This is a genomic window from Lacticaseibacillus casei DSM 20011 = JCM 1134 = ATCC 393, assembly GCF_000829055.1.
Classification (GTDB): domain Bacteria; phylum Bacillota; class Bacilli; order Lactobacillales; family Lactobacillaceae; genus Lacticaseibacillus; species Lacticaseibacillus casei.
The window spans coordinates 1103743-1123186 of sequence record NZ_AP012544.1; the positions used below are offsets into that span (position 1 = coordinate 1103743).

General features: G+C 46.5%; 20 protein-coding genes and 2 pseudogenes. 14 read left to right on the forward strand and 8 right to left on the reverse strand.

Features of this window, described 5'->3' with window-relative positions:
* Nucleotides 1–6 precede the first annotated feature (6 nt).
* The 5 genes from msrA (at nucleotide 7) to LBCZ_RS05625 (ending at nucleotide 4658) form a co-directional block, all read left to right on the forward strand.
* Complete coding sequence (gene msrA, locus LBCZ_RS05605) at nucleotides 7–837, forward strand: peptide-methionine (S)-S-oxide reductase MsrA (RefSeq protein WP_025012610.1); 831 nt, start codon at nucleotides 7–9, stop codon at nucleotides 835–837.
* Between the two features lie 28 nt (nucleotides 838–865).
* Entirely contained in the window at nucleotides 866–1801 is a 936-nt protein-coding gene (locus LBCZ_RS05610; protein WP_025012609.1) for an SDR family NAD(P)-dependent oxidoreductase, read from the forward strand.
* Nucleotides 1802–2030: 229 nt separating this feature from the next.
* Nucleotides 2031–2762 carry a nicotinamide riboside transporter PnuC gene (gene pnuC / locus LBCZ_RS05615; RefSeq protein WP_010488807.1) on the forward strand — a complete coding sequence of 244 codons (732 nt, stop codon included), beginning with the start codon at nucleotides 2031–2033 and terminating at the stop codon, nucleotides 2760–2762.
* Between the two features lie 79 nt (nucleotides 2763–2841).
* Nucleotides 2842–3570 (forward strand): deoxynucleoside kinase, encoded by a 729-nt coding sequence (locus LBCZ_RS05620; RefSeq protein WP_025012608.1) that lies wholly within the window; start codon nucleotides 2842–2844, stop codon nucleotides 3568–3570.
* Nucleotides 3571–3845: 275 nt separating this feature from the next.
* Entirely contained in the window at nucleotides 3846–4658 is an 813-nt protein-coding gene (locus tag LBCZ_RS05625; RefSeq protein ID WP_025012607.1) for a PHP domain-containing protein, read from the forward strand.
* Between the two features lie 51 nt (nucleotides 4659–4709).
* Here the strand turns inward: LBCZ_RS05625 and LBCZ_RS05630 are convergent, their stop codons facing one another.
* From LBCZ_RS05630 to LBCZ_RS05640, 3 genes are all read right to left on the reverse strand, one after another.
* Nucleotides 4710–6350, reverse strand: a complete 1641-nt coding sequence (locus LBCZ_RS05630; protein ID WP_025012606.1) for a peptide ABC transporter substrate-binding protein — start codon at nucleotides 6348–6350, stop codon at nucleotides 4710–4712.
* A 139-nt stretch (nucleotides 6351–6489) separates the two neighbouring features.
* A complete protein-coding gene (locus LBCZ_RS05635; protein ID WP_025012605.1) occupies nucleotides 6490–7386 on the reverse strand; it encodes a sensor histidine kinase in 897 nt (298 codons plus the stop codon).
* 17 nt (nucleotides 7387–7403) lie between these two features.
* The gene (locus LBCZ_RS05640; protein ID WP_025012604.1) at nucleotides 7404–8078 is read right to left on the reverse strand and encodes a response regulator transcription factor; all 675 of its coding nucleotides are present in this window, start codon (nucleotides 8076–8078) and stop codon (nucleotides 7404–7406) included.
* A gap of 156 nt (nucleotides 8079–8234) precedes the next feature.
* Between LBCZ_RS05640 and LBCZ_RS05645 the strand changes: the two genes are divergently transcribed.
* Entirely contained in the window at nucleotides 8235–9167 is a 933-nt protein-coding gene (locus LBCZ_RS05645; protein ID WP_039638925.1) for an ABC transporter ATP-binding protein, read from the forward strand.
* Nucleotides 9160–9930 (forward strand): ABC transporter permease, encoded by a 771-nt coding sequence (locus tag LBCZ_RS05650; protein WP_025012603.1) that lies wholly within the window; start codon nucleotides 9160–9162, stop codon nucleotides 9928–9930. Before LBCZ_RS05645 ends, LBCZ_RS05650 begins: the two co-directional genes overlap by 8 nt.
* Nucleotides 9931–10044: 114 nt before the next feature.
* On the opposite strand, the gene LBCZ_RS05655 is transcribed toward LBCZ_RS05650, so the two are convergent.
* On the reverse strand, nucleotides 10045–10926 hold the full coding sequence (locus LBCZ_RS05655; protein ID WP_039638927.1) for a LysR family transcriptional regulator: 882 nt from the start codon (nucleotides 10924–10926) through the stop codon (nucleotides 10045–10047).
* Nucleotides 10927–11145: 219 nt separating this feature from the next.
* On the opposite strand from LBCZ_RS05655, the gene LBCZ_RS05660 reads away from it, so the two are divergent.
* The 6 genes from LBCZ_RS05660 to LBCZ_RS05685 all read left to right on the forward strand — a co-directional run bounded on the left by LBCZ_RS05660 (nucleotide 11146) and on the right by LBCZ_RS05685 (nucleotide 13970).
* Entirely contained in the window at nucleotides 11146–11562 is a 417-nt protein-coding gene (locus tag LBCZ_RS05660; RefSeq protein ID WP_025012602.1) for a cupin domain-containing protein, read from the forward strand.
* A 1-nt stretch (nucleotide 11563) separates the two neighbouring features.
* The gene (locus LBCZ_RS05665) at nucleotides 11564–11881 is read left to right on the forward strand and encodes a carboxymuconolactone decarboxylase family protein (RefSeq protein ID WP_025012601.1); all 318 of its coding nucleotides are present in this window, start codon (nucleotides 11564–11566) and stop codon (nucleotides 11879–11881) included.
* A gap of 143 nt (nucleotides 11882–12024) precedes the next feature.
* Complete coding sequence (locus LBCZ_RS05670) at nucleotides 12025–12309, forward strand: ArsR/SmtB family transcription factor (protein ID WP_025012600.1); 285 nt, start codon at nucleotides 12025–12027, stop codon at nucleotides 12307–12309.
* Between the two features lie 49 nt (nucleotides 12310–12358).
* Complete coding sequence (locus LBCZ_RS05675; protein WP_025012599.1) at nucleotides 12359–12988, forward strand: glutathione S-transferase family protein; 630 nt, start codon at nucleotides 12359–12361, stop codon at nucleotides 12986–12988.
* Between the two features lie 335 nt (nucleotides 12989–13323).
* A complete protein-coding gene (locus LBCZ_RS16610; RefSeq protein WP_324187560.1) occupies nucleotides 13324–13482 on the forward strand; it encodes a hypothetical protein in 159 nt (52 codons plus the stop codon).
* A gap of 14 nt (nucleotides 13483–13496) precedes the next feature.
* A complete protein-coding gene (locus LBCZ_RS05685; protein WP_032958456.1) occupies nucleotides 13497–13970 on the forward strand; it encodes a GNAT family N-acetyltransferase in 474 nt (157 codons plus the stop codon).
* 454 nt (nucleotides 13971–14424) lie between these two features.
* On the opposite strand, the gene LBCZ_RS05690 is transcribed toward LBCZ_RS05685, so the two are convergent.
* The 4 genes and pseudogenes from LBCZ_RS05690 to LBCZ_RS16575 form a co-directional block, all read right to left on the reverse strand.
* Complete coding sequence (locus LBCZ_RS05690; protein ID WP_025012597.1) at nucleotides 14425–15033, reverse strand: response regulator transcription factor; 609 nt, start codon at nucleotides 15031–15033, stop codon at nucleotides 14425–14427.
* Nucleotides 15030–16079: pseudogene (locus LBCZ_RS05695) on the reverse strand (sensor histidine kinase). Before LBCZ_RS05695 ends, LBCZ_RS05690 begins: the two are co-directional and overlap by 4 nt.
* A 16-nt stretch (nucleotides 16080–16095) precedes the next feature.
* Nucleotides 16096–16860, reverse strand: coding sequence for an ABC transporter permease (locus tag LBCZ_RS05700; protein ID WP_039638928.1), 765 nt, complete (start codon nucleotides 16858–16860; stop codon nucleotides 16096–16098).
* Nucleotides 16857–17746, reverse strand: a pseudogene (locus LBCZ_RS16575) (ABC transporter ATP-binding protein). The gene LBCZ_RS05700 and the pseudogene LBCZ_RS16575 overlap by 4 nt, the downstream one beginning before the upstream one ends.
* Before the next feature lie 198 nt (nucleotides 17747–17944).
* On the opposite strand from LBCZ_RS16575, the gene LBCZ_RS05710 reads away from it, so the two are divergent.
* On the forward strand, nucleotides 17945–19441 hold the full coding sequence (locus tag LBCZ_RS05710; RefSeq protein ID WP_025012596.1) for a hypothetical protein: 1497 nt from the start codon (nucleotides 17945–17947) through the stop codon (nucleotides 19439–19441).
* Nucleotides 19442–19444: the final 3 nt, after the last annotated feature.

Here is a 19444-nt window from a genome sequence, read left to right on the forward strand (position 1 = left end):
ATGAAGATGGCGCCGGAAGTCTATCTTGCAAAGTTAACGAATTTATTGCTGGCACCGGGGACTAGAACCTTTGAACGAGAGCAGTTGTTGCGAGCAAAGCAGCAAGTTGAAGCAGGGCAAACAGTCGGAGCAAGTTGGGATCAGCTAAAAGCCAGTTTGCGGCCGCTTGCGATCCGCGATAATCTAACCCCGGATTTAGCCGATTTTTATCGAACCCAAACTGGGGATGCTGAAGCGGCAAGCGAAACTGATGTGAGTGCGCATTTTCAGCGCGATCTTGCTTATCAGGATCGGGCAATCTTTGCGGGCGGCTGTTTTTGGTGCATGGTGCAACCGTTTGTCGATACGCCAGGCGTTGAATCGGTTGTTTCTGGCTATACCGGCGGCCATGTTGATCGCCCGACTTATGAGCAAGTGATTAGCGACACCACCGGCCATGTGGAAGCCGTTGAAATTATTTTCGATACACGGAAAATGTCGTATCAACAACTTGTCGATCTTTACTTCCAACTAACGGATCCAACTGATGCCTTGGGCCAGTTTCAGGATCGTGGTGGTCATTATCGCCCAGTAATCTTCGTGCGCAATGATGACCAGCGCCGGATTGCCGAAGAAGCGAAGGCTAAGCTAGCAGCCTCGGGTCGTTACTTGCGCCCGATCGTGACAGCTATTGAGCCAGCTGCGACATTTTGGTTAGCGGAAAATTACCATCAGGACTTTTACAAAAAAAACCCGAAACGGTATCGAATGGTTGAAAAGACCCGCCGGCAGTTTCTTAAGTTTCAGAATGCGCAAGGCGATTTAAGGATGCTGTTGAAGCGGCGAAAACGGGCTTAAAAGGTCGTCACTAACGGAGGTGACACAGATGCAGGCGCCTAAACGACATTGGACGGAACGCGACATGCCAGATCTTACTGGCCGATATGCGGTCGTCACTGGCGGCACCAGCGGCGTTGGCTTTGCCATGAGCGCGTCCTTGCTGCGACATGGCGCAACTGTGATCATTATTGGGAAAAATCGGCTTAAAGGGCAGGCAGCGGTTGAAACGTTGAAACAGCAAACGCAACGGCAACTGATTTGTTTCATCGCAGCTGACCTGAGTGATCAAACCGCAGTGAATCAGTTGGCAGATGAGCTCCTGGCAACTTTGCCGCGGCTGGATATTTTAATCAATAATGCCGGTGTCATGATGCCGGCTGAGCGCACGGTCACACGTGATGGTGTTGAATTGATGTGGGCGGTTAATTACTTCGCCGGGTTTATGCTCACTTTGCGTCTAAGCTCGTTGTTAGAAAAAACGCCAAATGCCCGGGTGGTGAACGTTGCTTCGATTGCCATGGGTCGGCCGCATTTAACCTTTGATCAATTTGATGGGCGCCATTACCGTCCATGGACGTTTTATGCCAACTCCAAACTAGCTCAGGCGATGATGGCGGTGAAACTCAATCAGCTGTTCCACGAGGCGGGACAATCGGTCATGGTCAATGGTTCGAGCCCGGGATTGGCGGCGACCAGTCTTAAAACCATTCAGTCACGGACAACAGCTTGGCCAATGCGGTTGGCAGCACTGAGTTTTCGCATCATGCCGTGGCTGCGGCAGTCGCCTCAACGAGCAGCATTGCCAGTGCTTTACGCCGCAACGGATGCCCATGCACAAGGCGGTGTCGTGTATGCCCCGGCGTCATGGCACGGGCTGCGCGGTTATCCGGGGCTATGGAGCTGGAACAGTCGCCCCGAATTGCATGATCAGGACTTATTAAATCGGCTTTATCGTGCATCGCGGCAGGTTACCGGAGTTTGAAACAGGATATTTTCCAGGCGCGATAAAATCACAAAAATAGTCCAATTTTCTGAAAAGCCGGTTTAATGGACATGAAAACGGTTTTATCTGTGTAGCATATGTTGTGGTGGGTGCGACTATTACCACCAACATCTTGTATATGCAAGACTTACATTTCAATAAATCTTGCGGCATAATAAAGACGTTCGTTATCATACGACGAAATTCAAGCTTAAAGGGGTCTTGTTTCGTGCAAACGTCTGGGAATTATTTTAGTTGGTTGCTGCATCAGTTAAAGGGATGGCCGCAACAAAATTATTATTTGTTTTGGTTTGCTTTTGGCTGTCAGCTCATGACGCTGGTGGATGCCAAAATAACGGCAGTAACAGTGATTACCTTCATCGGCACCACACTTGGCGTTCTGTGTGTCTTGGCCATCAACGCGACCAAAGCCGTTAATGGCTGGCTAGGTCTGTTGAGTGCCGCGTGCTTTATTTTTGTTGGGTTCACCGCCCGCAATTATCTTTCGATGTTTGAACAGGTTGCCTATGTCATCACCCTTGATCTGCCAGTGTTGATCAGTGTGCGGACCTGGAATGACGATACCAAGAATCATTTGAAGACCTTCAACTTGCAAAAGTGGGTGCTCTCGATTGGCTTTACGCTGGTTGTTTGGGCTGTCAGTGCTTACTTAATCGGCCAGTACACCAATGATCCACGCCCGATTTACGATGGCATGGCCTTCGCGATTTCGTTGACAGGCGGCATTGTTTGCTTCTTGCGTTACAACAATCAATACTTCTGGTGGTTATTCAGCGGCATTGCACAGCTGATTTTGTGGGCGGTCACGTTCGCGCAAGGCGATGCCAGCCTGGCGATGGCCATTAATTCCAGTATTTACGTCATCAATGATATTCTTGCTTTCACGGTCAGCCCATGGTTCAATCGCGGGCGCAAGCAACTTGGTCTAAAGGCACTTTAAGTGGTGTTTTGAGGGCCGTTGTGGTAATGTTTTGATTTGTTGTGATCATTTTAATTCGGATAATTGAGGAGCGAGATTCGTGATCTACATTCTGGGTAGTATTGGTGCAGGAAAGACTTCATTGACAAAAGTTTTGTCGAAAGATATGGAAGCCCCTGCGTATTATGAAGATGTTGAAGGCAACGGCATGATTGCCAATATGTTGCAGAAATTTTATGGTGCCGGAGCGGACAGTCGCAAGCGCACAGGCGCCATGTTGCAGATTGCTTTTCTAACCTTCCGTTATCAGCAATTAAAAAAAGCCGTTACCCAAGAAAATGCCATTATGGATTCATCGCTTGAGTCCGACTTTGTGATGGCATCACAGTTACATAAGCATGGTGAAATCGATGATGTCGATTACAATGTTTATGTCACGTTGTCACAGGAGATGCAGAGCAATGTCAACGGTAGTCCGTGGAACGGTTTGCCGGATTTGGCAGTTTATCTGAAAATCGATCCAGACCACGAGCTTGATGAGATTCAAAATCGCGGTCGGGATATGGAAGATATTCGCCAAAAGCCGGAGTTAGTGGATTATTATCGGCGGGTGAATACCGCTTATCAAGAGTGGGCCAAGGGTTACACCCGCTCGTCTATGATAACGGTGGATCGCGATCGTTACGATTTCATTCATTCCGCAGCTGATCGCGCAACTGTGCTTGATCAAATTGAAACTAAGTTGGTTGATTTGGGTAAATTGTCGCCTAAAGAATTCGATGCTCTACAAGCCAAACATGCAGCCGACCCGATCTCGAAATTTGCTTGATCGATCGTTGGTTTTGACAATCACGATATTAAAAATGGTCTTCAGCAATTCGCCTAATTGGGGGTCGGTTACTGGAGACCTTTTTCCATCTCAAAGTTAGCGACTTTTTGGCAGATTTGAGCGAAAAAATTTTGCTTCTGTCGGGCGTACCGGTCGGTTGTCGGCAGGTACCGTTTTCACAAAACTTTTATGCTATGCTTAATGAAGCGATGACATTAAATCAAACGGAGCGTCATTGTCTGCACAGTGTGACTTTTTTGAGGAGGAAACTAATCGTGGCGATTTACGATCAACACATGCACACTTTATACTCATTTGACTCTGAAGCCCAATTGCGCGATTATCTGGCGCAAACCAAGGCGCCGGTTGTGACCACCGAACATCTGGAATTCGATAATCCTGACGATGGCGGGCGCGATGATCTACCGGATTATGCCGGGATGGTACGGACTCAAGCAGCCCTTGCCACGAATTATCATAATGAGTTGCTGCTGGGTATTGAGGCCGGCTATTTTGCCCCAGCCGAACCGCGACTGCGCGACTACTTGGCGCATCATGACTTTGACCTCACGTTGTTGAGCTTCCATCATGATGGCAAACATGATTATTTGGACACGCAAATCGCAACACTACCACCCAAGCAAGTGTTGACGGACTATTTTTCACGGATGCTAACGGGTATTCAACGTTTTCATGATGCAGACGTGCTGGCTCACTTTGACTATGGCGTGCGCCAGTTTGAATTAACCCCGGAGCAGTTAGAAGCGTGGGGAAAAGCGGCCCTCGATCAGATTTTTGCGATTGCCGTGGATCATGACTTGGCGTTAGAACTAAACACAAAATCCATGTACAAGTGGCATAATGCGCCTTTGTATGATCTGGCCATCACTTGGTATCAAGCGGCAGGTGGGCATTTGTTTACAATCGGCAGCGATGCCCACGAAGGTCCGCACTATGAGGCTAACTTTGCGCAGGCGTTGGCCATGCTCAAACGTCATGGCGTCAAAGAAATCGCCACCTACCGTCATCACAAGCGAACCATGGTGCCTATCGAACCGCCAGTGACTGATGCGAATAATGTGTATTGATCAAATGAAAACACTAAAAAGCCGGCTCGCGCATCGGAGTCGGCTTTTGGTTTACTTCAAATAGGCATAGACAAAGTTAAAACTGTTCCCGGGACTGGTTTTGAGATCGTGCATTTTCGGATTTACCATCCGGGCCGCGACGAGCTGATAAAGCGGAATGGCGCCGGCCTGATTGACTAACAGTTGTTCGGCTTGCATCATGTCTTTGAATCGCGCTGTCGGATCATTCGCATCAGTTGTGTTGGCCTTGGTCATGAGCTTATCATAGTCGCTGTTTTGCCATTGACCGTGGTTGTACTCACTCGTGCTAGTGAAAAGATCCAGATACGTGTTGGGATCGGGATAATCGGCACCCCACGTACTCAGAACCATATCAAAATTGCGGTCTGACGCGCGTTGTTGGCGATTTTTGGCCGGCACACTGGCGATACTGATTTTAAGCCCCGGCAGATTTTCCTGTAACGTTCCCTGAAGATACTCTTGTGTAGCTTTAACCGCATCAACATCATCACCGAGCAATTCAACACTGACACTCTTGAGGCCGGTTTCCTTCAACCCTTGTTCCCAAAGTGTCTGGGCCTTTTTCTTGTCGTAAGACGTGACAGCTTTAGTGCCTTTAGCGACGGCGGTTGCGAAATCTGTCGAGCTATTTGGCAACTGGCTGAGGTCGGCAGGCGTAATACCGCGGGCAACGATCGAGCCGTCAGCGAGCACATTTTTGACAAAAGAATCACGGTTGATCGCCATTGAAATTGCTTGGCGAATTTTAGTGTTCTTAAAAGCCGGCACCTTATTTTCATTCAACTCCAAAAAGTAAGTGCGCGCCCGCTTGTTGGCAACATACCCAGTTTTACCTTTTTGCTGAGCAGCGAGCTGACCGGTTAACGTGGCGTCATCCAGTTTGCCGGTATGATAAAGGTCAAGCGCGGTATTGCTGTCTTTGACAACCTGAACATCGATTTGCGTCAGGTGAACGTTCTTTTTATTCCAATACTGGTTATTCTTGACTTCCACCCATTTATCGCCGGTCCCGCTCCAGTCTTTTGACTTAAAGGCGCCATTAGAGAGTGTGTAGGCAGATTTACTGCCGTACTTGTCGCCCCATTTTTGAACCTGTTTTGCTGGTTGTGGGAAAAAGGCGACGTTGTTCAATAGACTATTGAAATATGGGATGGGATGTTCCAAGGTAACTTCCAGTGTTTTGTCGTTAAGCGCCTTGACGCCCAACGTTGACGCAGGTTTCTTTCCAGCGCGAATGTCATCGGCGTTTTGAATGCCGGAATACATGTTGGCCTGCGATGATTTCGTGACTGGGTTAACCGTGCGCTGCCATGCGAAAACAAAATCCTGAGCGGTCACCGGCGAGCCATCGCTCCACTTTGCATTTCGCAGTTTAAACGTATAGGTTAGGCCATTATTGGTTGGCTTGACAATTTTCGTTGCCATCGCCGGTTGTAAATCATGTCCTTCATACTTATAAAGGCCATTCATAGTGTCAATGATCGCTTGCCCAGAGACGCCTTCGGATGCTTTGCTAGGGTCGAGCGTTTGTAAAACATCCGATTCCATTCGGTGCCAGACCTGCTGCTTGCTCGCACTAGAACTGGTTTTAGCTGATGACTGGCCGCATGCAGCCAGAACCAGAGTCAGTTCAGCGGTCATCATCACGAGCCATTTTTGTTGCGTTTTCAAAGCGAGCCCCCTCCATTTCGTAAACTGCTTTTAGGATAACAAGATACTTACAAAAAGCAAACGTTTTATTTTTGGGAGGGAAGAATGAATTGACTCAGAAAATTGCCTGAACTTTTAAAATAATCACTAGTTGGTGCGGTCATTTTGTGCTTTCACGAAATGTCAGTTTGACAGTGAAAGTGTGATCGTACGCATCAATGGCCATTTTGCCACTAAGCGTTGTCGTCAATGATTGAACAATGCTCAGCCCTAATCCAACACTTTGAGTGGTTCGTGCGGTGTCAGTGGTATAAAATCGGTCGGCCAACCGCTCAACATGGCGAACCGGCTCTGCCGTATCGTTTGTAAAAATCATGACGATATGGTTGGCATCTTGGCGGGTGAGGGAAAGGCTTGCTTGGTTTTTAGCGTATTTAAGCCAGTTACCGATTAAGTTCTGGATAATTCGGCGTAATAGGGTCTCATCGGTGACAAGGGTTATTCCATCGGTAACGTCAGGCTTGACCTGCAAACCATTGGCAGTGAGCTGATCGTAATAATCGAAAAGTTCTGTTTTGAGCAACGTTGAAACGTCAATTGGCTTGCGATTTAAAGTGCGCGTTTTTTCCTGGATAAGATTGAAGTCCATCAGATAGTGCAGGTAATAGTTAACCGAGCGTAAATTATTGGCGATGCGAGTTAGAAAGGGCTTGGCGTCGGCTGTGGGCTCGCGATCAAGCAGCTGAACGTAGCCAGTAGCGACCGTGAGCGGTGTTTTGATATCGTGGGTCAAATCCATCAGCATCTGATGGATTTTTTGTTCTTGCTCGATTTGTTCGATCTGCAGTTTGCGCATCTTATTGAGATTCCAATTAATCCCAGCAGTCAGTCCGCGGATCAAAGGAAGGTTGGTGTTACTGGTCACGCCGGCGTTTGTCTCGTGATGATTGATATAGTCTAAATCATGGTTGATCCGTCTCAGGTCGATGATGACAAGCAAAAACAGACTGGTCACCAGCAAACAAATAAGACTAAGTACGATAATGATTGCAAGCATCATAAAAAATCTCCTTGTCAAACGAGTCGAACACCGATGCCCCAGATCGAAATGATGTATTTCGGATTCTGAGCCAGATCGTTGATTTTGGTTCGTAAATTGCTGATGTGGACGTTAAGCGTGTTATCGGCATTTAAAAAAGGTTCGCCCCAGACCTGTTCGTAAAGTTGACGTTTATCAAACACTTGATGAGGATCGCGCATCATGAGTGCCAATATGGCGTATTCTTTTTTAGGTAATGTCAATGGCTGATGATTGACGGTGACTGCATGGCGTTTTGGATCGAGTACAATTTCGCCAACTTGTAATGCATCATCTTCCTGTGCGGTGGTGGGTTTATTTTGACGTAGCTGAACCTGAACACGCGCAAGCAACTCGTCGATGTCAAACGGTTTGGTTAGATAATCATTAGCTCCTTGTTTGAGCAATGCCACGGTTTTCTGCTTATCCTGAATAGCGGTCAAAACAAGGACCGGGACTTGCGAAGTTTTGCGGATTGTGGTCAGAACACTCTCGCCGGTGACATTCGGTAACATGAGATCGAGAATTACAAGATCAGGGTGTGTTTGGTGAAATTGGGTTAAAGCCTGAATCCCATCGAGGGCTTGGACAACCTCGTAAGTCGGTGCCAGCACATCTTGTAACAGCGCTTGTATATCTTTGTGGTCTTCAACAATTAAAATTTTAGCCATGATGTCGCGACCTCCTACTAATGACAGTGTAAACTAACAAGCCTGGATGCCACAATTTAGGTTTAATTAAGGATTGATTATGCTAGTAATTAAGAAAGACTCGGTAGTCTGGAATTGTAGAATAAAAGCAAATTAAAATTTTGGAGGCTAAGAATCATGAGCGAACCAATATTAACGATTCAACAGGTTAGCAAACATTTCGGCCATTTTCAGGCATTAGATCACATCAACTTTACCGTTGAACGCGGCGATATTTTCGGTTTGATCGGCGAAAACGGGGCAGGGAAAACAACCCTCATGCGACTTATTACGGGACTTTCGCCGATGCAAACAGGGACAATTACGTTATTAGGGGAAAATGCAGGGCACTACCAGCGCGCATTGAGTCGCATTGGTGCTGTGATCGAAAGCCCAGCCGCGTTTGAAAAATTGACCGTCTTACAAAACTTACGTCTCTGCGCCATTCAACACGGCATTGATGATCAAAAAGTGATTGCTGAAACCGTTGATTTTGTGGGTCTTCAGGAAAAACAGCGAACACAAGCACGCCACCTTTCATTAGGCCAGCGGCAACGGTTAGGACTAGCATTGGCTATTTTGCCGCGCCCAGATTTTTTGATCTTGGATGAACCGATTAACGGACTGGATCCATCCGGCATTATGGAATTTCGCCTTCTGCTCAAGCGGTTAAACGAAGAACGGCAAACAACGATGCTGATTTCGAGTCACATTTTGAGTGAGCTTTATCAGGTTTCGACAAAGTTTGGCATTATTCACCATGGCAGAATGATCAAGCAACTGAGCAAGACCGAATTGGATCAAGCGAATCAATCAGGCCTGACCATAACAGTTGATCAAGCGCCTCTAGCCGCGCAGGTACTTGACCACAACGGTTATAAACCTTTCGACGTGCTTGACGATCATCACCTGTTGTTGTGCAAGGGGGATGTTGATGCTGCCCGCGTGAATCAACTATTGGTGACAAATGGCGTCTTGGTTCAAGACATCAGTCATCAGACTGGCTCGCTGGAACAATTCTATATGCAACTGTTGGGTCAGACAGAAAAGCAGGAGGCCAACTATGATTAATCAAATTCGCGCAGACTTCTATCGGCAACTACATACGGTCGGCATGTATATCATGCTGGCTGTGACAATCGTTTATGCTTTATTGGCAGTGCTAGCCAAAAGTGTTGGTGGCGTCACGGTGTCTGTTGGCAGCAGCGTTTTTACCCAAATTGCTGATCGGCCATGGACGGTGTTGTTTGGTTTGAAAGCCGCCAATATGACCGCGACGCTATTGTTGTACTTCTTTATTGGCGTCTTCGTGATTGTCTTTGGGTACGAATTTACACAAAAAGTTTACAAAAACACGTTGATTTCCGGAATCTCGCGACTGCAATTCATATTGGCAAAATATTTGGTGATGTTGTTGGACCTGTTGATTTTGGTTACGGTTAACTTTGGCATGGTGCTTATCGGTGGGTTAATCAAAGGCAGAGCATTAGGCGGAGATTGGTCAACAATCTTGCAGACAATGGGACTAGGCATTGTTGCAGCGACCTTTTTTCTGAGTGTTGTTTTCAGTCTCGGCGTTTTCTTGTTGATCGCAACCGGCTCGATGACAATTGTTACGATTGTCGTGGTGCTTTTCCCGATACTCATCGAAGTCCTCAATCTTATCGCACATTGGGGCTGGCTCAAGTATTTTAATTTCTTTGGTGTTTCGCAGAGTCTCGGCGTTGGCAGTATGAAAATGAGCGCGTTGCCGCTATATATTGCGGTGAGTTTTGGCTTTTTGATTGTGATGATTGGGTTGTCGGTTTTGATTTTGCGGCGGAAGGAATTGTAGGGTGGTTTAAGAGGCGTTCTAAACGAATAAACCAGCATGTGCCGGACTTTCGGTCAGGCTACATGCTGGTTTTTGTCTCACATATTGGGCAGATTAAAAAATGGAAAAGTATTGTTACGATGTCTGGTTATTTACTTGCTGGAAAAACGTCAAAAACTTCTCTGCTGCTTTTGATAGTGGCGTATTTTTTGTCCAAATGAGCGCCATTTGTGTCGCAAGCTTAGGCGAAAAGGGCACAAACTTTAATGACATTTCTTCTTGGTTCAGGAGCCGACTGATACCCACTACGTAACCCAATCCCGCCTCTGCAAGTAATCCAGCATTATAGATTAAATTGTAACGAGCGACAATTTGGCTTTCGGAAAAATGATGACCGGCCCATTTTTGCAACATTTCTACGACCGATTGTCTTTCTGAAACAATGAGTGGGTTCCCGCTTATCTGAGGGGCGGAGATACCAGGCAAACTAGCCAAGGGATCATTAGTTGGTATAAGTAACCCCCAAAGATTTTCGCCGTTAATTTTGCTAAAAGCATATTTGTAAGTGTCAGTTGGATCAATCACAACGCCAAAGTCCAACAAACCTTGATCAAGTCGTTCCATAATTTCGTCGGCATTACCGCTATAAAGTTGTAGCTGGACGCTTGAGTATGCGACTAACAGTTGTTTAACGGCGCGCAGGACGGTGCGGTTGAGATGGGATTCGCCCAGACCGATTGCCAAATTGCCACCGATGATATTTTCATTCGTGATATCGGTAATTGCAGTTTCTGTAAGATTAAGAATCTGGCGCGCACGATTGACCAAATAGGTACCATTTGCCGTTAGACTGATCGCCCGGCGCTTGCGCTGAAAGAGTTTGGTGCCAAGCTCGGCTTCAAGTTCTTGCATTTGTCTGGACAAGGCGGGTTGAGAAATGTGAATCTTATTGGCTGCGGCTGTGATGGTGCCCGCATCCGCAATGGCCACGAGGTAACGCAAAGTTCTTAATTCCACTGAGAAGCCCCCTAATGAAACGATCTGCCTGGATGGAAACAAAACCTCAGACGAGATGAATCGGGACAGATTGTTTCGTTTGAGATTTAGTCTTTTCGGTTGATGAACGCATGTTGATTTTAAATATAGAGAAAACACATAACGTAACATGTTATATAAGCATTATACATTTTTAAACGTCTGACCGATAATGGAAGAAAACATAAGAAGGCACAAGCAATGAACGATAAAGATCAACAAGCAGGCATTTTTGGATTAGGTGCGGTTAATAGCGCGTATCAACAATATTTTACTGGAAAAAGTTATCTGAAAAGTTTAGCAAATGCGTTCGATGGCGTTGACGTGCACGTGTCCAATGTGACTTTTGAACTCGGATGCCGGAATAACTGGCATATTCATCACAATGGCTTTCAAATCTTATTAGTTACGAGTGGTGAAGGTTGGTACCAAGCGGCCGGTGAACCTGCACGCTTATTACGTCCAGGCGATGTCTTCACGATACACGAAGGCGTCAAACACTGGCATGGGGCGACTAAAGATAGTTGGTTTAGTCATGTGGCAATTACCAAGGGGACCAGCGAATGGTTAGAACCAGTCTCTGATCAAGCTTATGCACAGCTACGGGAGGTAAAATAGCATGGCAAAACAAACAGCAGGACGAAAACAATTGGGTGAATTTGCACCACAGTTTGCGGCCCTTAATGATGACGTGTTGTTCGGCGAAGTCTGGTCAAAAGAAGATGAACTATCTGTGCGCGATCGTAGTCTCATTACGATTGCGTGCCTCATGACTAGCGGCGATTCTCCGCAACTAAAGGCACATCTGCGGATGGGCAAGGAGCATGGCATCACCAAGAAAGAAGTGGTTGCTGAAATTACTCATTTAGCTTTTTATGCAGGGTGGCCAAAAGCTTGGTCTGCGTTTGCTCTGGCAAAGGAAGTCTATGGGGAATGATGAAATTGGCGTGCGATTGACTAAAGCTATGGATTTTATCAGCTAAAAATTGGCAAAGACTTGGTGGCCGTGAGTGACTGAGGCTTTGCCTTTTTTCTGTGAATGGGGTTGTCATCAGTAGTCAGAAGAAATAAGCTAGTTCCATGGACATCGAACAAAGAGATCAAACAATGGCAAATATTTTTAAAGTCCTTGGCGAACCACATCGTATTGAGATTTTGCGGATACTTTACCACGCGGGACGAGAGCTGACGTGCTCGGAGGTTAGTGCACAGCTTAATTTAAGTAAATCAACGGTCTCGTATCATTTTCGTGCAATGCGATTGGCTGGATTGACCCATACGCGGCAAGTAGCCCAGACCAAGTATTTATCGATCAATGAGACAGTTTTTGAACGGTTCTTACCAGGCTTTTTGACGACGCTTTAATTTTTTGTCTATTAGTTCGACATTCATCGAATAAAGGGAGATGCACAATATGCTTAGGTTATTTTACGCATCAGGCACCAGTGCGATGGCGCCGCATATTTTGTTGACAGATGCCGGTATGGATTTTGAGGCGGAAAAGGTCAACCTGGATCGCAAAACTTGGCGAGGCGGTGATTATAATCAGATCAATCCCAAGTCATATGTACCAACGTTGCAGATTTCGGCGACAACATATCTAACTGAATGCGCTGTGATATTGGAGTATATAGCCTCAAAAGCTAAGGGTGATTATCGAAGTTCAGAGGACAGTATGGCTTACTGGCGGGAACGCATGTGGTTAAATTATATTGCAACGGAGCTGCACAAAAATTTTATATCGCTATTTCGCCGTGGTAATTGGCTGCCGAATACCGCGGATTCAAAAAAGTTGGTGTGGCAACGGGTGGCACCGCGATTGCAGTACGTTGAAACACGACTTCAAGGACCTTGGTTGATGGGTAATAGGTTTACGATGGCGGACCCGTATCTTTTTGTCATGACTAACTGGATGCGACGGCTTGGTTTTTCGTTTGATGGGTTGCAGAAGTTACAGGCATTTGACGAATCAATGCGTGAGCGGCCTAGTGTGCAAGAGGTGTTTCGAGTTGAAGGGCGGCCGCATAGAGTTACGGATGGATAAGATCGAACAAATGGGTTTCTTGAAAGTTGCTGGTTGCCTATGACATTTGTAGTATAAGTTTATTTTTATTCATTTTTTCTAACTGTTGAGAAGGCGAATGATCAAATAATAGCGGTTGTTGACGATCAATTTGGGGCTTACAATTTAATCGAGAAGCCGTTAATGTAAGACGAACTAGCTGTTACCTTTTTGGCTGAAGAAGATGGGCAGTGCATTGGTGGTGTTTTTGGATATAGTACGATGTATAAAATTGGTTTTATTGAAACCTTGTTGGTGGCTGAAGCGCATAGACACAAGGCATTGGAACCCAACTTGTTAATACGCTACTAAAGGCTCTGCAAACTTTTGGATGTCCCACGGTGCACTTGGATACGATGTCCTATCAAGCACCTGAATTTTGTCAGTCACTGGGGTTTAAACAATTTGGCAAGCTGATTTATTCAGAGATTGGTGCTTCGGAAGTGTTTTTTGTCAAACACTTGAATGTTAGCTGAGAGAAGGAAAATAGTTGTCCGCAAAGGAGAAAATTGTAATTGCTCATGTAGACGTTTCGGAGAGAAAACGGGACATTGTGCGTGACGTTTTAGCCGATTTGCCTGAGTGGTTTGGGTTACCCGAATCAACCAAGTTGTATGTAACAGAGGCCGCAAAGTTACCTTTGTGGGCTGCCTACTATCATGGGCATGCGATTGGCTTCATCGACTATCTTCAAACTAGCGTCGCAAGTGGAGAAATCAACTGTATGGGCATCAAAAAGCAATTTCATCATCAAGGGATAGGAACTCGGCTTGAACGGGAATTAGAAAGTTATGCGAAAAATCATGCTCACTATCTTCAGGTAAAGACAGTCGATGAAGGGCATTACCCAGAGTATGATCAAACCATTCGTTTTTATGAGTCAGTTGGCTTTGAGCGGTTGGAGGTATTTCCGAAATTATGGGATTCCTGGAATCCTTGTTTGGTAATGGTCAAAAAGCTTTGAGAAAGTTACCGACATAATCTCAGTGTTAAACTTCAGCGTTTTCGGGTTTCAAAATGTTCAGAATTAAATGTAGTTTGTATCGTTAAGCTCAGGGACTTCTTGCTAGATGTATAAGTGCATAATTTAAATTAAATAGACTCACCCCAGTCTGAGCTCAAGGAGACGCCGACTATGGTGAGTCTATTTAATTGCACGGTTTAGTCTTTGCAGTCACGTGGACTGCGATGAGATTCAAAGTATTCCCACCAAAACAGTTGAGATATTTCAATTCGCACAGTCACGAGGACTGCGACCGCAACATAAATTTACCAGAAGGAGTATGAATGTACTTCCAAGCTCATGTGTACCTTACATTCACACTTGGACTTTTGCAGCTGCAACTCTCTCCTTCTTGTCTAATAATATACCATAATACCTGTCCGCATCTTCAACATTTGTTGCGATGACAGCAACCCTAAGCCAACCACTTATTCCGCTTCGCCATCTCCACCGCCTCAATCCGATTATGCACCCCAAGCTTGCTAAAAATGGCCGATAGATAATTACGCACCGTCCCTTCAGATAAAAACAAGGACGCAGCGATTTGTTTAGATGACAACCCACTAGCAACCTCCGCCAAAACTGCCAGTTCGCGGTCAGTGAGAGGATTGCTTTCAGCCGTGACCATATTTGTCACCAACTCTGGCGCGTAAATTGTTTGCCCAGTCATCACTTTACGAATTACGGCGATTAAGTCGTCGCTCGGGTTATCCTTTAAAAGATAACCATTCACTTTAGCCGCAACGGCGCGCTCGAAATAGGCCTTTTGCGCAAAGGTGGTCAAAATAATGACTTTCATTGGCAAGTCACTTTCATGAATTTTATCGGCGACATCAAGGCCGGTTAGTTTTGGCATCTCAATGTCCAAAATGGCAACATCAGGCTTGAGTTGCTGGATGTCTTCCCATGCCTTTGCACCATCTCCAGCACTTCCCAGCACATGCAAATCCTCTTCTAAGTCCAATAGCTGGGTGAGTGCCGAGTTTAACATGCTTTGATCTTCAGCGAGATATAACGTAATCAAGATAGTTGCTGCCACTCCTTTGGTAATGTAAGTGTGACCAGAGTACCTTGCCGATTGTGGATGATCGCAAAGGTGCCGTTAACTTCCGCCATCCGTTGCTGCATGCCGCTAATGCCGTTTGAACCCGCGCGGACGTAATTTTTGGATCGGCCGTCATCTTGAATGTTGACGATATAGGCGCTTGGCGTATCACATTCGTAATGGCTTCGGAAATGACCGGACTTAGGTGAATCTGCACCTTGGTTGGCCATTCAGTGGCGTCATTTTCGCCGTCTGTCAGCAAAACAACATTGGCTTCCGCAAGGTTTTTTTCCTTGCGTTAACATCATCTCACTTAGCGACTGTTGGTGCAGGTCATTGACGATTGAGCGGACCAGTTGCAAATCGTGACGACTGGTTTGGGCAATGTCGTCCAGTTCCGGTCCGACGCGCTCAGGTGCCTTGTCCAGTAGTTTTTTGGCGAGCTCAGCCTTAAGGGTCATCATCGAAAAGCTTTGGCCGAGGGTGTCGTGCAAGTCGCGCGCAATCCGTTCGCGTTCACCACGACGAACGATGGCCTGCAGACGCCGATTTGTTTGCCGAAGTTGGCGTTGGCGGATAATGGAGCGTGAGGCAGTATAGGCAAAGATTGGGGAGACAAGCGGGAAAACAAGATTGAGCAAGTTACCATTTGAGATGTTTAAAGTACCCGGATGGATCAGATTGGCGCGCCATAGACCCACGAGAATAATGAGGTAAAAAGCTGTGGCGAACCAGTGAAAATATTTTCGTGGGTACCTAGCTAAAATAAAGGACACTTGCCAACCGGGATAAATAATCATGTAATCATTGAAAGCGAAGATGGCAAATAAACCGGTGATCGCCAGCTCCAGCGGAATCGTGACGGGTAGCCACCGGTCGATTTCGTTGACCAGAATGTAGACGACCAGAAACACCACGCCCAAGCCGAGCCAAATCCAGTCAGTGACCGATTTTGTCGGAACATATTGAGCCATGATATACGGCAAATAGACCAGCCAAATATAGCTGGTCCATTCGAGATTCATCAACCATGACCGAAGATTATGCTTCACCCAAAGCCACGCCCTTCTGTTGCTCATGTTTTGTCTTGACAACCACTAGCAAACTCCCGAGCACAAACCAGACGGCAATCCCAACTAGATTTGTTAAGTCTACTGTAGCACGTGAGGTCACCTGATTTAAGAGATTATTCACGAAGTAAGTCGGCGTCTCCTTGCCGATGGTTTGTAACCACTTCGGTAGCAGGCTGATGGGCCACCATAAGCCGCTGATAATGGCCATGGGAAAAGTGAGTAAATTACTGGCCAAGCTGAGCATTTCTTCGCGCCGGATATGGGACAACGCAATGCCAATCATCAGGATAGGTAATTGACCGATTAAAATAATGCCAAGGAAGCCTAACCACTGACCAGCATCAAGGCTGACATTGTTAACGCCAATCGCAATGCCGCCTAAGACAATCACCGAAAGAAGGCTCATCATCAGCATCCAGAAAGTGATTGAGACGTAATAGGGAACCATGCCTTTTGGCGATAATCTTAAAAATGTCGTGAATCCTTTGTCGCGATCGCGTTTCAAGATGGACGCAATGCTGAAGAGTGCTTCGAGGAGAATACTAAAAACAATCATTTGATCCATATAACTAATGTTAAATTGTTTGATTGCCACAGCAGAGCCACTGATCATGGCTTTGGTATAAAGTAGATAGAATCCTGCTGGCATCAAGAGCGCAAGGAAAATAAACGAAAAGTTGCGGAGCACCAGGCGCTTGCCGTCAAAGGCCACTTGAGCTAAGAATGTTTTCATGATTGTGTGACCTCCTGTTTGGTTAATTGTAGGAAAATGTCTTCAAGTGATTCGCGATTCAAGCTGATTTGATGCAGTCGATTGAGCATCGGCACGAGTGCTTTCAGCGTCTGATCACCGTTGCGGCTGTGAATGACCAGTTTGTCACCCATGCTGTGGACGTGGTCGACATCAGCCAGTCCGCTAAAAATGGCCGGTTGCAGATCAGTTTCACAAGTAATTGTGGCGCCCAGATGTTGTTTTTGAAGCTGTTGTAAGGTGCCATCGAACGTAAAGCGGCCATTTTGCAAGATCAATAAGCGATCGGCAATTTGCTGAATTTCTTCGAGGTAGTGACTAGTGATAACGATGGTTTTGCCTTGTTGTCGCAGTTGTTCAACTTGATCCCAAAAAGCTTTTCGGGCATTCGCGTCCATGCCGACAGTCGGTTCGTCTAGGAACAGCAGATCAGGTTGGCCGATTAACGCAACGGCAAAGGTGACACGGCGCAGTTGGCCGCCGGAGAGATTACCGAGACGCTGGGTCTTGAGTTGCGTCAGGTTCAGATCGGCAAGCAAGCTGTCTGGGTCAAGCGCATGTTCAGTCTGTTCAGCGGCAAGTTTTAACATATCGCCGACAGTAATGCCGGGGATGATCATGTCGCCTTGAAGCATCGAGCCAATTCGGGCCTTGCTATTGGGATCACCGGGTTTTTTGTCAAAAACGCTGACGGCGCCTTTTCCCGATAAAACCCTAGCAAAATGTTTAGCAGTGTTGTTTTACCAGCGCCGTTGACACCGATCAAACCGATGATTTCACCGGCATGGACGGTTAAGTTAATGTCTTTTAAAACCTGTTTCTTGTCATAGTTGAATTTTAGATGTTCTGTTTGAATGATTGTGGTCATGTTGTCCACCTCCACTACTAATACTACGTGGTCGGGGGATTGGGTAGTAGTCGCGAATGTCATGAATGTGGTGTGACAAATGTCATGTTTTGCGAAAAGGCTGACAGCATGCTGAATGTGGGCGCTATTGTGCGAGGCATTCTTCTTGTATAATGGAAGGCATCAGACAGTGGTATGGACATAGAAAGGGACCATCTTATGGCAGCAGCCTTATCAGCACCTTTGCGGCAGTTATTATTGGCAACTCAATTAGGTTTGAGCGTGCATCATCCGCTTGCCGGGTGGTTCGTGTTGACGATTCTTTACCGTGATGCCGGCAGTAGTAGTGAACCCGTTACGTTAAGTTACCTGGCACGAAAATATAACAATGATTATCTGGACACAAGCGGCGGCGAAACGCCGATTGCTGATGATGTTTTGAAGAAAGTGCTTGATGTGCTGGTCATGCAAGCCGGTTTGGTCGAGATGAATCCGCGAAAAGTGCGTGCCCGCATGCACAATGGCAGCTACCATATTGTTCATTCCTATGTTTATCGGATTACCAGCAGCGGCATTGAATATTTGAAAATGATGCAAAAAGTCATTGACGCTGAAATAACGATTACTGCTAACACAAATCGGATTCAGGAATATGTCGATTTGGTGGCAAAACTGAGTGTACCGGTACGTTCAGGCGCTGACACGCAGCTTTACAACGATTTTCAAAACATGCTGAATGCATACGATGATGTCATGAAAGGTATCCATAAACTTGAGGATGACCTTGATGAATTAGCCAATGATATTGCCTTCAATCACGGCAGTCAGGCGGCGAGCCACTTGCAGCAGATGTTGCGTCACAAGGCAATTCCCGCTTATCAGCAGATGCTGAATCAGGCGTCACGTATTCAAGGTTTAGCAAATGATGCGGCTTTTGCCGATCAGATTGCCCATTCCCAACAAGGCAGTGATGATCTTGATGCTGCTCGGGCGGTTGGCCGTCAAGAAGCGTTAGTGATGCGGCTGCAGCGGACCAAACAATGGGCGCAGGCGCAGATGACCAGATTAGCACTCAGTATGAGTCCGACTTCCACGGCGATTGACAGTAGTCTGGATTCGATTTATTTAGTGTTTAACACCTTATTGGGCATTGTTCACTTGTTAAGTCAGGAGTTTGAACATGCCAAGCGCCAAACAATTGACATCAAGGCGCTTTCCAAAAAGTTAGATGGCTTGCTGGCACACTATCAACAACTTCACATTCCGGCGCAGGTGCCACGGCACTTGCCGGCGGATCGCGAGGTGGAAGATCCCAGCGATTTGCTTGATGCCTCAACAATGGGACCGGTCAGCTACTTAGCGAATCCGACCCGCAAGCAGCCAGCCAGCGAGACTGATAATCCGGATGTCACCGATGATGCACCCACCGAACAGGCGCAGATGGCTGGGTTACGCGAATTTCGCCAAACGTTGATGGTGGATGATCGTCACGGTCGGGTGGATCACGATTTGACGTTGCAGACTGTCACGGCACGGGATGAGATTATCAAGTTGTTTGCAGCGACTTATCACGAAGATCTGAATGGCTTTGCCCCGTTCGGTCGTCCAGCCAAAGCGGTGAATGCTTTGCCAGACACGCCGCCATTACAATTGCAGGTGGCCGGAGAAGATTATGCGGTCGTGTTGCCGTGCGGTTTTAAATTTACGTTTGCTTGAGGA